This window comes from Streptomyces sp. C1-1 (assembly GCF_050214755.1).
Lineage (GTDB): Bacteria > Actinomycetota > Actinomycetes > Streptomycetales > Streptomycetaceae > Streptomyces.
Genome location: NZ_CP189826.1, coordinates 9940603 through 9953720, shown reverse-complemented (window position 1 = coordinate 9953720; position 13118 = coordinate 9940603). Strand labels below are relative to the sequence as shown.

The following is a 13118-nucleotide window of genomic DNA, read 5'->3' as shown; positions in this document are numbered from 1 at the left end:
ATGCTCCTCCGACGAGCATCGTGCGTGGAGCGGACAGGTACCGCTGTACCTTCCCTTGGGCTTCGGCCAGATCGGTTCCGGGTGCTGAGGGCGAAACGGTGTCGTGCACGGGGATTCCTCTCACAGGACCATCTCGATGAGCCGGGGGCCACCGGCGGCCAGTGCCCGCCGCAGCGCGCGGGCCAGTTCGTCACCTGTTTCAGCCCGTCCGGCCGGGACGCCGTAGCCACGGGCAAGCCCCATCCAGTCCAGTGCCGGGTCGTCGAGGCTGGTCAGAGCGGTGGATGCGGGGCCGGCGCCGCTCGCGCCGTGGCGGGTCAGCTCGGTCCGCAGGATGTTGTACTTACGGTTGGAAGCGATCAGCGTGACGACGGACGTCTGCTCTCGGGCCATGGTCCACAGCGCCTGGATGGTGTACTGGGCGCTTCCGTCGGACTGCAGGGCGACGACCTGACGCTCGGGCGCGGCGATCGCCGCTCCGAGTGCGGCGGGCAGTCCCTGGCCGATCGCCCCTCCGGTGTTGGTCAGTGTGGTGTGGCGCAGAGCCTTCACCGAAGCCGTGAAGAAGGGGTAGCCGCAGGTGCCGCCCTCGACGGAGACGATGGCCTCCTCGGGCAGCAGAGCGGAGACGATCCGGCCGATCGTCCCGGGGGTCAGCGGGCCCTCCGGCAGATGCGCGCCGTCCGGCGTGGCCGCCCGGCCGTGGGTGACCACGGGCGCTCCGAGCGCGTCCGCCAAGTCCTCCAGCGCCTGTACGGCGTTGTCGCCCGGGGCCGCGAGCACCTCCACCGATCCGGGCGGGGCCAGCAGGCTGGGAATCCCTTCGTAGCCGAAGTAGGAGATGGGTTCCACGGCGCCGGCCAGGACGACGGTCCCCGCAGCGGCCAGAGCCTTGATCGCCGCTTCGGGGAAGTACGGCAGTCGGTCCAGGTCGGGCAGGCCGCCGCCGCGTTCGGCGGTCGCGGGGAACGTCTCGCTGTAGAGCCTGGCCCCGGTCACGGCGGCGATCCGCTCCGCGGCGCGCTGTCCCTGTTCCGTGAGGGCTCCCGCACCGAGGAGGAGCACGGCTCGTGAACCCCCGCGCAGGCGCTTGGCCAGCCGCTCCACCACGTCGGCGTCGACATGGGCCGGTGCCGGTGCCGGTCGCAGCGAGGTCTCGGCGAGCCTTTCGGTGACGGTCTGCTGCTGGAAGTCCACCGGAACGATCAGCGTGGCGCCGCAACCGGGAGGGGTCCGGGCCGCTGCGAGGGCCTCAGCGGTTGTGCGGGCCATGTCGTCCACCGAGCCGACCGTGCCGACCCATCCGGACACCGGTCGGGCCAGGGAGATGATGTCACTGGTGAGGGGCGCGTCGTAGGCAAGGTGCCAACTGGCGTGATCGCCCACGACGTTGAGGATCGGGGAGTGGGCCCGGCGGGCGTTGTGCAGGTTGGCCGCGCCGTTGGCGAAACCGGGGCCCAGGTGCAGCAGGGTCATGGCCGGCTTTCCGGCGATACGCGCGTACCCGTCGGCCGCGCCGGTGCACACGCCCTCGAACAGACCGAGCACAGGACGTACGGCGGGTACCGCGTCGAGCGCCGTCACCAACGGCATCTCGGTGGTGCCGGGGTTGGCGAAACAGACCTCGACGCCCTCGGCGGCGGCGGTCTCGACCAGTACGTGTGCGCCGGTCTTGTCCCCGCCCCGGTTCGTGGTGGTGTCGGTGATCGGATCAGTCATTGGACGGCAGTGCCTCTCGTGATTCGGCCGAGTCCTCCGGCTCGGGCCCAGCGGGCTTGGGGCGCGGTCGATCCGGAGCCGGAACGGGGTGGGCGGGGCCGGACAGGCGGACGAGCGGATGTCAGACGCCGGCGTCCGGCTCTCTGGTGGCCCCCGTCTCGCTCGCGTCCCGCGGCGAGTCGGCCTACCGGACGGCGCGGAAGACCTCGAGCAGGCGCCGCTCGGGCGCACGACGATCGGTGCTCATGATCCTGACGAGCCCACCGTGCCACTGATGATCGGTCATCCCCGGGTTGTGATCGCTCGACCCGTCCGGCCACATGATCTGGGGGCTTCCCTGGATCGCGACCCGCTCGCTCTCGCGGTAGTCGGCGGCAACGTCCGACCGCACGTCGGATTCCCGCCACAGATCCATGACCGCTTCGGGATCCAGTTCTGTGGTGCCCGCTGCCAGCTCCAACGCCCGGTACAGCCCGGCGGCGATGCTGACGTCCACGCTGTCCCGGAAGAACGCCAGGCGCAGCGCGTAGTCGACCTCCTCCGCGGCCACGACACCGTGGAGACGGCGGGCGGCGGACACGAGTTCGAACGCGGGGAGAAAGGTCGACGGCCAGGATTCGCCGCGATAGGCGGTGAACAGGTCGGGTTCGTGACTCGCGAGCGCGGCGGTCTCGGTGGTGACGATCTCGCGCGGCGTGCCGCGGCTGTTCACCCATTCAAGGGGCCAGGCCCGGGGCACGAAAACGACGTCGAGGCCGTGTTCCTGACGGGCCGTCCGCAGGCGGTGGAGCGCGACCAGCGCCCAAGGGCAGTGCAGATCCGACCAGATCTCCACCTGTGGGGCGGCATCGGAGGGGCTGTTACGCGACGACATGGCGAGTTGCTGCGAGGGCGACCGCGAACCGGGCGAGCCGCGTGCCTTGGAACCGGGCGCATTCCAGCGTCACGTCGTCGGGCATCGTGGACGGGAAGCCCGCCGGCCATGAGGTGCCGTACGGGTTGCCGCCGGCCGCGAACACGACGTCGTCGGTGTACCCCAGCGGGACGATGATGCTGCCCCAGTGATAGAAGACGTTGTTCAGCGACAGAATGGTCGACTCCTGGCCGCCGTTGCGCTCGGCCGAGGACACGAACGCCGTGACGGGCTTGTCGGCGAGCTTGCCGTCCTGCCACAGACTGCCGGCCGTGTCGAGGAACTGCTTGAGCTGGGCGGCCGGGGCACCGTAGCGGGTCGGGGTGCCGAAGGCGTATCCGTCCGCCCACTCCAGGTCCTCCAGCGTGGCCACCTCGACGGCATCGTGAGTGTCGCGTCGATGCTGGGCCCAGGCGGGGTTGGCCGCGATGGCCTGCTCCGGGGCGAGTTCGGCGACGCGGCGCAGGCGGACTTCGGCACCCGTCGCGGTGGCGCCGTCCCGGACTGCCTCGGCGAGGCGGTGGACCGAGCCGGTCGCGCTGTAGTAGGCGACGAGTATGCGAGCGGTCATGACGACATGCCTTTCAGGATGTTGCGGTGCGACTGCGACGCAGCCCGGGCGATGGGTTTCACAGAACGACCGTCACGGTCTTCTCTTCGGTGTTGGCCTCGATCCCCGCGCGGCCGAGTTCGCGACCGTGGCCGCTGAGTTTCGATCCGCCCCACGGAAGCCGGGGGTCCAGGGGTGACCAGCCGTTGATCGCGACGGCGCCGGCCTGGACGCGCCGTGCCACTGCGTGCGCGCGACTGAGATCGGAGGTCCACAGCGTCGCGGCGAGAGCGAAGTTGCTGTCGTTGGCGAGGGCTACGGCTTCGTCGTCCGTGTCGAAGGACATGATGGTGCCGACGGGTCCGAAGATCTCTTCCCGGGCGATGGTCATGTCGTTGGACGCGTCCGCGAACAGGGTCGGCTCGATGAAGTACCCGCTGCGCTCCGGTCGCCCGCCGCCGGCGACGAGTCGGGCGCCCTCGTCCCGGCCGATCTGGATGTAACGGGCGACCCGCTCGAGTTGCTTGGCGTTGATCAGCGCGCCCATCGTGGTGCCCTGATCGAACGGATCGCCCAGCACGGCAGCGTCCGCTCGGGCGACGAGCCGGTCGACGAACTCGCCGTACACCGAGCGTGCGACCAGGATGCGACTGCCGGCCGCACAGACCTGACCTTGGTTGGCGAAGATACCGACAGCCACCCCGTCGGCGGCCGCGTCGAGGTCGGCATCGGCGAAGACGATCTGCGGGCTCTTCCCGCCGAGTTCCAACGTCGTGGGCCGAAAGCCCTTGGCCGCCGCGATCGCGACGATGTGCCCGGTTTCCGGGCTGCCGGTGAAGGAGATCTTGTTCACGCCGGGGTGTTCGATGAGCAGGTTGCCCGTTGTCGCGCCGCGGCCGGGAAGGACGCTGAACGCGCCCGGCGGGAACCCGGCCTCGTCGATGAGCTGCGCGAGCAGCAACGACGTCAGGGGCGCGTCCTCCGGCGGCTTCAGAACGACGGCGCATCCAGCGGCAAGGGCGGGTGCGATCTTCCAGGACCCGATCATCGTGGGTGAGTTCCACGGCGTGATGGCCGCGACGACGCCGATCGGCTGGCGGATCGTGTAGCTCAGGGTCTGGCGGCCCATGTATCCCGGAGTCGGGATCGTGCGCCCCTCGATCTTGTCCGCCCACCCGGCGTAGTGCCGGAAAGTCTGCACGGCCTGCGGCAGGTCGATCACCCGAGGCTCGATACCGGGCTTACCGACTTCGAGCGACTCCAGATTCGCGAAGTCCTCCTTGCGCGAATCGAGCAGGTCCGCCAGCCGGCCCAGCAGCACACCGCGCGCGGCGCCGTCCAGGCGGCCCCACTCACCGTCGTCCAGCGCGGAGTGCCCGGCGGACACCGCGAGGTCGACGGTCGCGGCATCCGCCTCGGTGATCGACGCCACGACCCGTTCGGTGACCGGGTCGATCACTTCAAAAGCCCCGGCCTTCCCGGCCGTCTCCCATGTTCCCGCCACATATGGCACCGAGGGCACCGTGGCGGCCAGCTCTTCCGCCTCTGCACGCTTCGACATGTACGATTACCGTTCTACTGGACGATAGTCGGACGGTACGTGGGTTGGTGCGAGCAGTCAAGGGTCGTGATACTGGGCAGCGACGCCGGGGAGGCGCCGAATCGCCGGGATCGCGCCGAATTCGACCCGGTCATGAGCATCAAAAAACGTGACAGCATGAGCCGGCACACCTGGATCGACCCAAGGGGAAGGCGGCACGAGTGAGTTCAGGCGGCGAGACATCACAGACGCTTGACCGCGGACTGACCGTGCTGGCACTGCTGGCCAAGCACAGCGACGGCCTCACCGCCGCCGAACTCGCCGGACACATCGGGGCCGCGCGCGCGATCGTCTACCGCCTGCTGCGCACCCTCGAGGCCCACAACCTCGTCACTCGCCTCGACACGCGCTACGTCCTGGGATTCGGCCTCGCCGAGCTGGCCAGTCGGCTACGACCCAGGCTCCAGAGCGTCGCACTGCCGATCCTGCAACAGCTGAGCCAACGCACCAACAGCACCGCGCTGCTCAGCGTCGCCGACGGCGACCAGGCCCTGGTCCTGCTCACCGCGGAGCCACCCGACAGCACCATGCATCTGGCGATGCGGGAGGGCGCGCGGCACCCGCTCACCGTGGGCGCGGACGGCGTGGCGATTCTCGCCGGCCGGCCACCGAGCTCCTCCGACACAGAAGAAGTCCTGCGTGCACGCCGACAGGGATACGCCATCAGCGTCGGCGCCCTACAGGAGGGCGCCGTCGGCGTGGCGGCCGCGATACGCGTCTCGGACTGGCCGACCGCCAGCCTCGGTATCGTCCGGATCGGGGCCAACGCACCCGACCCCGCCGTCGCTGACCTGGTGACGAGCGCGGCCGCCCAAGCGGCTCAGCGGCTCACCGGCACGCCCGGATTCGACATGTCCAACGGTCACTAGACCCCTCAACCGATGACCTCAGCCGCGCCGAGCGGCTCATCGGCATGCCCGGATTCGGCGTACCCTGCGGGCGTCCGCATCGCCGTCGAGGCCGCCTCCCGGTGCGGTCGGCAGCGCCGAACGGCGCGTCCGCCCCATGGCTCTGCATCCGGAGTTAACAAGCCGAATGGTTGACATGCGAGCTCTATGACTCCACCATCTGCCCAATAGCGAACAGCGTGTACGAAAATCGTACAGCGTTCCATGGCCCCTTCATAGGGAGCGAACAGATGACTTCTCCGGACAATCAGTCGCTCGGACGCGCCAAACTCTCCATGACCGGCGTCCTGGCTCAATCGGTGGGTTTCATGGGGCCGGTCTTCTCGGTCGCGGCGTTGCTGCCGCTGATCGTCGGGCTGTCGGCCACCGGCCGCGGTGCGGGCGTCGCCACACCGCTGGCGATCATCGTTGCGGGCATGGGGATATTCGGCGCCGGCTGGATCATCGCGCAGTACGCCAAGCGGATCCACCTGTGCGGCTCGCTGTACGAATACGTCTGCGACGGAGCCGGACCACGTGTGGGCATCGTGGCCGGCTGGGTGTACTACGGCGCCATGCTGATACTCGGTGCCGCGACCTTCCTGGTGCTGGGCGGTCTCACCCAGTCGTTCCTGCAGAGCGCCTTCTCGCTCGACGTGCCCTGGTGGCCGCTCGCGCTGGCCTTCCTCGCCGTGGTGCTGGTCATCGTCGTCATCGGCGTCCAGGTCTCGGTCAACGCCCAGCTGGCGCTGGTACTGATCTCCTCCGCGGTCGTGCTGGGCTTCTCGCTCTACATCATCTTCCGGGGAGGCCTCGGCGGGCACAGCCTGTCGGCCAAGCCGTTCAACCCGCTCTCCATCAGCGGCCTGGACCTCCTCTACGGCGTGCTCTACGGCATCAACATGTTCATCGGATTCGAGTCGGCCGCCAACCTCGCCGAGGAGACCGACGACCCGAAACGGCATGTCCCGAGGGCCGTGCTCATGTCACTCACCATCGTCGGGGTGTACTTCGTCATCACCGCCTACGCCCAGGACATCGGCTTCGGCCTCGACGGAACGGCGTGGAAGAACAGCGTCTTCCCGCTTCAGACACTCGCCTCGGGCAGCGCCTTCGGCTCGTCCACGTTCGGCAACGTGGTTGCCGTACTGATCATCCTCGACGTCCTGGCCGTCGCGATCGGAGTCGGGGTCGCCGCCACCCGCGGCATGCTCGCCATGGCGCGCGCCGGCCGGCTGCCCGCTCCACTGGCCACGGTGCATCCCCGGTTCTTCACCCCCGTGGGCGGCGCCGTGCTGCTCGGCGTGGTGTCGGTCATCACCATCGTCCTGGTCCGGGTCAACCACGGAATCTTTTCCCTCGCCACCGGGGAACCGGGTGTTCTGCAGCCCGAGTGGTCACCGATGTTCGGCTGGATGGCAGGCTTCGGGGGCACCGGCCTGGCGCTGATGTATCTGGTCGTCAGCGCCGCCGGCGCCAGGGGGCTGTGGCACGAGGTCAACCGCGTGAAGCTGGTGATCGCCGCCGCCGCCGGGATCCTCGTCGCTACCGGAGCCGTGTTCGGATCGATCTACAAGGCGACCAGCCCGCTCAACACCGTCGCGCCGGCGCTGGGCATCTGGCTCCTTCTCGGCGTCCTCTGGGCCATTTTCGCCCTCCGCCGCCAAGGGCGCCCGGGCATCGAGTTCCCGGTCGCCGATCCCTCTCTGCTCACCAGCAAGAAGGGATAGCCGAAGGGCCAAGGCCCCACACTCGGCCCGGCAGTCCGAAGAACCGTCGATTGGAAGACGACCAGCATGACGCAGCAGTCCACCCCGGCCCACCCGTACGACCCGTTGTCCGCCCCGGAGATCGAGGCGGCCGTCGCAGCCGTTCGGGCCGGCAAGCCGCAGCTGACGGCCCCGCGCTTCCCCCTCGTGCGCCTCGACTATCCCGAAAAGCAGTCGGTGCGCGACCACGATCCGCACGCCCCGCTCGCCCGGTCGGCGTTCCTCGTCGTCTACGACCGCGCCGACACGGCCACCTACGAGGCGCGTGTCGACCTCACCCACGGGACCCTCACGTCCTGGACCCATCTTCCGGGCATCCAGCCGGCCATCATGATCGAGGAGATCATGGCCCTGGACGACATCGTGAAGAAGGATCCCCACGCCGTGGCCGCTCTCGAACGACACGGAGTCCACGACCTGGACCTGTTGCAGATCGATCCCTGGTCCACGGGAACGCTCCCCATCGACGGCATCGACGCGCGCCGGCGCATCATCCGGGCCAGCGCATATGTGCGGACCTTCCCGGAGGACAACGGCTACGCCCGGCCGGTCGGCAACCTGGTGTTCGTCATCGACTGCAACGAGCAGTCCGTGGCCGCGATCATCGAGGGCGACCCGATTCCCGTCCCCCCGGAGAGCGGGAACTACGACGTCGACAGCGTCGGCCCGCTCCGAACGGATCTGCGCCCGCTGGAGATCGCCCAGCCCGACGGCCCGTCGTTCACACTGGACGGACACGTCATCGAGTGGCAGCGGTGGCGACTGCACGCGCATATCGACACCGTCGAAGGACTCGTCATCAGCGATGTCTCCTACCTCGACGGGGACCGTCGGCGGTCGGTCCTGCACCGGGCGAGCATCAGCGAGATGGTCGTGCCCTACGGCGACACCAGCGACGACTTCTACTTCCGCAACGTCTTCGACGCCGGCGAGTACAACCTCGGCAAGACCGTCGGATCCCTGTCGCTGGGCTGCGACTGCCTTGGTGAGATCCGCTATCTGGACGCGGTGCTGGCCGACGAATCGGGTGTTCCGCACACCGTGACGAACGCGATCTGTCTACACGAGGAGGACTACGGAATCCTCTGGAAGCACTGGAACTTCCGCTATACGGACCAGGCCGAGGTCCGCCGCTCACGCCGCTTCGTCGTGTCGGCGATCCACACCATCGGCAACTACGAATACGGCTTCTTCTGGTACTTCTATCTCGACGGAACAATCCAGTTCGAGGCGAAACTCACCGGCATCGTGCAGACCCGGGCGATCGCACCGGGCGCCACCCCGCAGTACGGAGCCCTTGTGGCCCCGCAGCTGGACGCCCCCAACCACCAGCACCTGTTCAACATGCGGCTGGACCTGGAAGTCGACGGCCCCGACAACACCGTCGTGGAAGTCGACGCGGTGGGCATGCCGATCGGACCGGACAACCCTTATGGCAACGCCATCGTGGCGCGCAAGACCCCGATCGGCAACGAACGGGACAGCCGCCGGATGTGCGACCCGCTCACCGCACGCACCTGGAAAGTCATCAACCCCGGCGTGCTCAACCGCCACGGCGAACCGGTCGCCTACAAGCTCGTGCCCTTCGTCGGCCCGACCTTGCTGGCGGCCCCGGACAGCGATCTCGCCCGGCGAGCGGAGTTCGCCCGCACGCATCTGTGGGTCACCCGCTACTCACCCACCGAACTGCACGCGGCCGGTGACTACCCCAACCAGCATCCCGGCGACGGCATCGGCGAATGGGTCAAGCAGGAACGCGATCTGCTGAACACCGACGTCGTGCTGTGGCACACCTTCGGCACCTCGCACCTGCCACGGCCCGAGGACTGGCCGATCATGCCGTGTGACTACGTCGGCTTCTCTCTGAAGCCGGCAGGGTTCTTCGACCGGAACCCCTCGCTGGACGTCCCCCCGCCCGCCGGCCACGGCACCGCGCACTGCGCCCCCGGCCATGAGCCAGGCATCGAACAGGCCTCGTGACGTTCAAGGACCCCAGCGTTCCCTCGGCGGCGCCTGAATGAAGGGCGCGGCCACCGGCCGGCACGCGCGGTCGCCGGAGCCGTTGCGAGAACCGCCCTCCCACCGCGTGGGAGGGCGGGCGGCGTTTGCCAGGACACGGGGGCGGCGACACCGACCGCATTGGCTTCCGCCCACGGGCGCGCCGTTCAGGCGTAGGACGCCAGGAGTGCTTCCAACACCTGGATCTGGCGTTCGGCGGTGGTGGTCGTGGGGGTGAGGACGGCGTGAACCTGGAAGCCCGCGGCGACGGCGAAGAGTGTCTCGACGATGTCCTCGTCCGACGTGCTGGTCGTGATCTCGCCGTTTTCCCTGGCCTGGGCGAGGCAGTCGTGCATCAGCGTCCGCCACCGGTCCGTCGTGGCCTCGTGGGCGGACGACATGCGCGGGTCGCACAGTGCGCGGTCCCAGAACGCGACCACGACCCGCGCCTCCAGCAGCCTTGTGTCGTCCAGGGGCATCAGCTCGCGACAGAGGCTGCGCAGCGCGGCCAGCCCTCCGGTCTCGGCGACGGCGGGTTCCAGGCGGCCTTCGGTCGCTTCACAGGCGTACTGGAAGGCGGCGAGCAGGATCTCGTCCTTGTCGCGGAAATAGGGGGCGAGTCCTCCGTTGGCGAAGCCCGCCTCGGCCGCGAGTTCCCTCATGGTGACCGCGGCCAGGCCACGGCGGCCGATCAGCGACCAGACCGAACGGATGATCAGACGCCTCCGGGCGTCGTGATCGACGATCTTCGGCATGAGGGTCTCCCTTCCGACGTCCTGGGCCCGCCTCGCTTCCGGGTCATACGAGCATGGCCACCATGCCGATGACCATGAGCGCTGCGCCGGACTCCCGGTACACCCATACCAGAGGGGTGGACCGCACCGCCTTCGGAACGCGGGAACCGTCCGACAGCTGCCGGAACATGATCCGGGCCGCTCGTGCGGTCACCCAGACGACTGCGGTCAGGACGGCCGGTCCGGCGGCCATACCACCCGCCGTACCGCCCGCCATCCCGGCGGCCATGTGCGCGGTCGATCCGTCGGCGTGGCCCGCCATCAGCGCCATGAGCACTGCCATCGCGGCCAGGTCGATCACCTCGGCCCGGACCCGCCGCTCGACACACGCCCGGACGACGCTCCACGAGCAGGCGGCCACGACAGTCCAGGCACCCGCGGAGACCTGGTGGCCGGCCATCAGTGCCATCCCGCCCAGCGCGAGCAGTTGCGGCCACCAGTGATGCACCGGCCCGGGCAGGTGACCGGCAAGGCAGAGGAGAGCCCCCGCCAGGCCGGCCGCCGGCGCGATCTCACTCATCGCCGTCGTGGGCGCAGCAGCCGTGCGAGCCGGAGACGCTCGGGGGAACGTCGAGCGTCGGGTTGCGGTCGAAGAAGCCGACCGGCTTCAGCTTGAAACCGGTGCAGTCGACGGGCATGATCGGCCAGTCCTCGGGGCGGGGCGCGTGGGTGAGACCGAAGGTGTGCCAGACCACCAGGGACCGCCCGTCGATGTCCCGGTCGGCCGCGCTGTAGGCGGGGAGTCCGGCGCCACCTGGGTGCTGGTTGACGAAGTCACCGGCCGGATAGCGCTCGGCAGGATCGTAGGCCGTCACCCACAGGTGCTTGGTGGCGAACGCGGCGCGGGCCGCGATGGAGGATTCCGGGTCGGCGAGGAGGGTCGGCCTGCCCTCGGGGTGCAGTGCGTAACCGACCGGATTTCCGAGGAAGTTGAACGACGTGGGGTTGGTGATGTGCCAGACCCGGTCGACGCTCATGTCGGCGGTGCGCCGCGCTTCGCTCTCCTTCGTCAGCGGTGTGCGGCGATACGTGAAGGCGTTCCCGCGCGGATTGTCGGGGCGCCCCATCGGGACCCGGACGACGTCGACCTCCTCGACCCGGTTCGCCGTACCGTCGAGCGCCATGTCCAGGCGGGCGCAGAACAGGTGCTGGTGATAGGGGGCACCCAGGCCGGGCGCGATCTCGGTGGCGTACGGGTAGTCGCCACCGGGATAGGCGGAGGTGAAGACGACTCCGGTGGCCTTGGCCTCGAACTCGATGGTGCCGTCGAGGTAGAGGTACCAGTAGAAGCCGTAGTCGTAGTTGCCGATCGTGGTGAAGAAGGACAGGACCATACGGCGCTGGCGGCGGGTCTCGTTCGAGTTCGCCCACAGGTCGTTGTGCTTCCAGAGGATGCCGTAGTCCTCCTCGTGCAGGCAGACCGCGTTGGGCAGGGTCCGCGCGTGGCCCGCCTCGTCGGCGATGACCGCGTCGAGGTAGGTGATGTCCCCCAGACAGTCGCAGCCGAGCTGGAGGGCGTTGGCGGAGCGGCCGAGCAGATACTCGCCGGTGTCGAAGTAGTTCTGCCAGGAGCGGACCGGCGAGGGGTCGGCATAGGGCACGACCATCTCGGCGATGGAGGCTCGGTGGATGATCGGGCGTTCGCGGCCCTTGTCCCGGTCGTGGAAAGCCAGTTGGCGCAGAACCAGGCCCTCGCGCGCGTCGAAGCCGATCCGCAGGCTCCAGTTCTCCCACGTCAGCAGATTGCCTTCGAGGGTGAAGCTGGGGCCTTCGGGCTGCGTGATCTCGATGGGCTTCTGGGTGGTGCGGGCGGGGCCGGTGACGGCCGGGTCGTCGAAGTTCCCGGATCCGCCGGCGGGGATGGGCACCGGGCCGAGGTCGACCACGCGGTCGACGGTTCGGGCGAGCACGTCCACGTAGCCGACCAGGCCGTCGACGGGGCGGGCCCAGGCGTGATCCCGTGCGTGTTCCTGTACGAACGCCAGGCCGCGCAGAATGCGTCGGCCGGACTCGTCCGGATAGTCGTCACCGTAGACGCCGGCCGAGAGCGGGGCCACGCGCACCTGGGCCACGTCCAGGCCACGGTCCTTGAGCGCGGCCAGCCATCGGTCGTCCTGGGCCAGCACCTCTTCGACGATGCCGAACTCCTCTTCCAGCACGGGCAGTTGCCCGTCGACGACGGGGTCCGGCGTCCGGTCGGCGACCACCTCCCGCCTGGTGAGGGAGACGATGACGTCCCGCGCCGGCGCGCCCGCGACGTCATGGAGCAGCACACGGACCCGGCGGTCCACCTGCCGGTCGTCGGAGAGAGCGAGCAGATCGCTCTTGGGGGGCTCTTCGAGGCCCGCATAGGCGAAGCGCGAGGTGTCCGCGAGGACTCCGGCTCGGCCCAGCACCGACCGGACCTCCTCGATCTCATCGGCGGTCAGCTGGTCGAGTGGGTGTCGTGTGGCGCTCATGCTGGTCCTCCAAGAGTGCACTCGCCGTTCTTTCTACGTAGGTAGAGGAAAAAGGACGAGCGAGGTCTGGTCCAGACATCGGCGGGAAGTTCCTGTCGGCGCATCGGAGTCCGTGCACGGAAAGGCGGAAACATGTGCACGCAGCGGCGAGCCCGCGAGCGGCGGCGCGTCGCTGCTCGCGGCCCTGCCCGCAAGCCCTCGACGTCGCGCCGCCGGTCAGGCGAGGGCGGACACGCTGGTGACCGCATCGTCCACGGGACGGGCCCGGGAGCCCGTCCCGGCCGAGCCCCGCCTGCCGTGTCCCAGGACGACACAGCCGACGAACGCGGCGACCACGGTCAGTTCGAGGACCACCGCGGTGGTGCCGGACGGGGAGATCAGGGTCGTGAAGTTGTCCAGCGCTGGGGCACCCTGGCGGTTCGTACGGGA

Annotated in this window: 11 protein-coding genes; 3 read left to right on the top strand and 8 right to left on the bottom strand. The window is 69.2% G+C overall.

The features are described from left to right. Positions 1–120 precede the first annotated feature (120 nt). The 4 genes from ACQF4J_RS45430 to ACQF4J_RS45415 form a co-directional block, all read right to left on the bottom strand. Positions 121–1719, bottom strand: a complete 1599-nt coding sequence (locus ACQF4J_RS45430; protein ID WP_427168459.1) for an acetolactate synthase large subunit — start codon at positions 1717–1719, stop codon at positions 121–123. A 184-nt stretch (positions 1720–1903) separates the two neighbouring features. Continuing rightward, positions 1904–2593, bottom strand: coding sequence for a DsbA family oxidoreductase (locus tag ACQF4J_RS45425; RefSeq protein ID WP_427168458.1), 690 nt, complete (start codon positions 2591–2593; stop codon positions 1904–1906). Further along, the gene (wrbA, locus tag ACQF4J_RS45420; protein ID WP_351579368.1) at positions 2580–3203 is read right to left on the bottom strand and encodes an NAD(P)H:quinone oxidoreductase; all 624 of its coding nucleotides are present in this window, start codon (positions 3201–3203) and stop codon (positions 2580–2582) included. Before wrbA ends, ACQF4J_RS45425 begins: the two co-directional genes overlap by 14 nt. Positions 3204–3261: 58 nt before the next feature. After that, positions 3262–4743, bottom strand: a complete 1482-nt coding sequence (locus ACQF4J_RS45415) for an aldehyde dehydrogenase family protein (protein ID WP_427168457.1) — start codon at positions 4741–4743, stop codon at positions 3262–3264. Positions 4744–4943: 200 nt separating this feature from the next. On the opposite strand from ACQF4J_RS45415, the gene ACQF4J_RS45410 reads away from it, so the two are divergent. The 3 genes from ACQF4J_RS45410 to ACQF4J_RS45400 all read left to right on the top strand — a co-directional run bounded on the left by ACQF4J_RS45410 (position 4944) and on the right by ACQF4J_RS45400 (position 9418). Next, on the top strand, positions 4944–5651 hold the full coding sequence (locus tag ACQF4J_RS45410; RefSeq protein ID WP_351579374.1) for an IclR family transcriptional regulator: 708 nt from the start codon (positions 4944–4946) through the stop codon (positions 5649–5651). A 269-nt stretch (positions 5652–5920) separates the two neighbouring features. Next, entirely contained in the window at positions 5921–7399 is a 1479-nt protein-coding gene (locus ACQF4J_RS45405; RefSeq protein WP_351803426.1) for an APC family permease, read from the top strand. A gap of 66 nt (positions 7400–7465) precedes the next feature. Next, a complete protein-coding gene (locus tag ACQF4J_RS45400) occupies positions 7466–9418 on the top strand; it encodes a primary-amine oxidase (RefSeq protein ID WP_351803424.1) in 1953 nt (650 codons plus the stop codon). A 185-nt stretch (positions 9419–9603) separates the two neighbouring features. Here the strand turns inward: ACQF4J_RS45400 and ACQF4J_RS45395 are convergent, their stop codons facing one another. From ACQF4J_RS45395 to ACQF4J_RS45380, 4 genes are all read right to left on the bottom strand, one after another. After that, positions 9604–10191 (bottom strand): TetR/AcrR family transcriptional regulator, encoded by a 588-nt coding sequence (locus ACQF4J_RS45395; protein ID WP_351579388.1) that lies wholly within the window; start codon positions 10189–10191, stop codon positions 9604–9606. A gap of 43 nt (positions 10192–10234) precedes the next feature. Next, positions 10235–10750, bottom strand: coding sequence for a hypothetical protein (locus ACQF4J_RS45390; protein WP_351803422.1), 516 nt, complete (start codon positions 10748–10750; stop codon positions 10235–10237). Next, a complete protein-coding gene (locus ACQF4J_RS45385; protein WP_427168456.1) occupies positions 10743–12689 on the bottom strand; it encodes a primary-amine oxidase in 1947 nt (648 codons plus the stop codon). The genes ACQF4J_RS45390 and ACQF4J_RS45385 overlap by 8 nt, the downstream gene beginning before the upstream one ends. Positions 12690–12905: 216 nt before the next feature. After that, positions 12906–13043 (bottom strand): hypothetical protein, encoded by a 138-nt coding sequence (locus ACQF4J_RS45380; RefSeq protein ID WP_351803418.1) that lies wholly within the window; start codon positions 13041–13043, stop codon positions 12906–12908. Positions 13044–13118: the final 75 nt, after the last annotated feature.

Coding starts and splice junctions, on each gene's coding strand:
- ACQF4J_RS45385 (WP_427168456.1), bottom strand. CDS start 12,689: ATGAGCGCCACACGACACCCACTCGACCAGCTGACCGCCGATGAGATC.
- ACQF4J_RS45425 (WP_427168458.1), bottom strand. CDS start 2,593: ATGTCGTCGCGTAACAGCCCCTCCGATGCCGCCCCACAGGTGGAGATC.
- ACQF4J_RS45390 (WP_351803422.1), bottom strand. CDS start 10,750: ATGAGTGAGATCGCGCCGGCGGCCGGCCTGGCGGGGGCTCTCCTCTGC.
- ACQF4J_RS45415 (WP_427168457.1), bottom strand. CDS start 4,743: ATGTCGAAGCGTGCAGAGGCGGAAGAGCTGGCCGCCACGGTGCCCTCG.
- ACQF4J_RS45430 (WP_427168459.1), bottom strand. CDS start 1,719: ATGACTGATCCGATCACCGACACCACCACGAACCGGGGCGGGGACAAG.
- ACQF4J_RS45400 (WP_351803424.1), top strand. CDS start 7,466: ATGACGCAGCAGTCCACCCCGGCCCACCCGTACGACCCGTTGTCCGCC.
- ACQF4J_RS45395 (WP_351579388.1), bottom strand. CDS start 10,191: ATGCCGAAGATCGTCGATCACGACGCCCGGAGGCGTCTGATCATCCGT.
- wrbA (WP_351579368.1), bottom strand. CDS start 3,203: ATGACCGCTCGCATACTCGTCGCCTACTACAGCGCGACCGGCTCGGTC.
- ACQF4J_RS45405 (WP_351803426.1), top strand. CDS start 5,921: ATGACTTCTCCGGACAATCAGTCGCTCGGACGCGCCAAACTCTCCATG.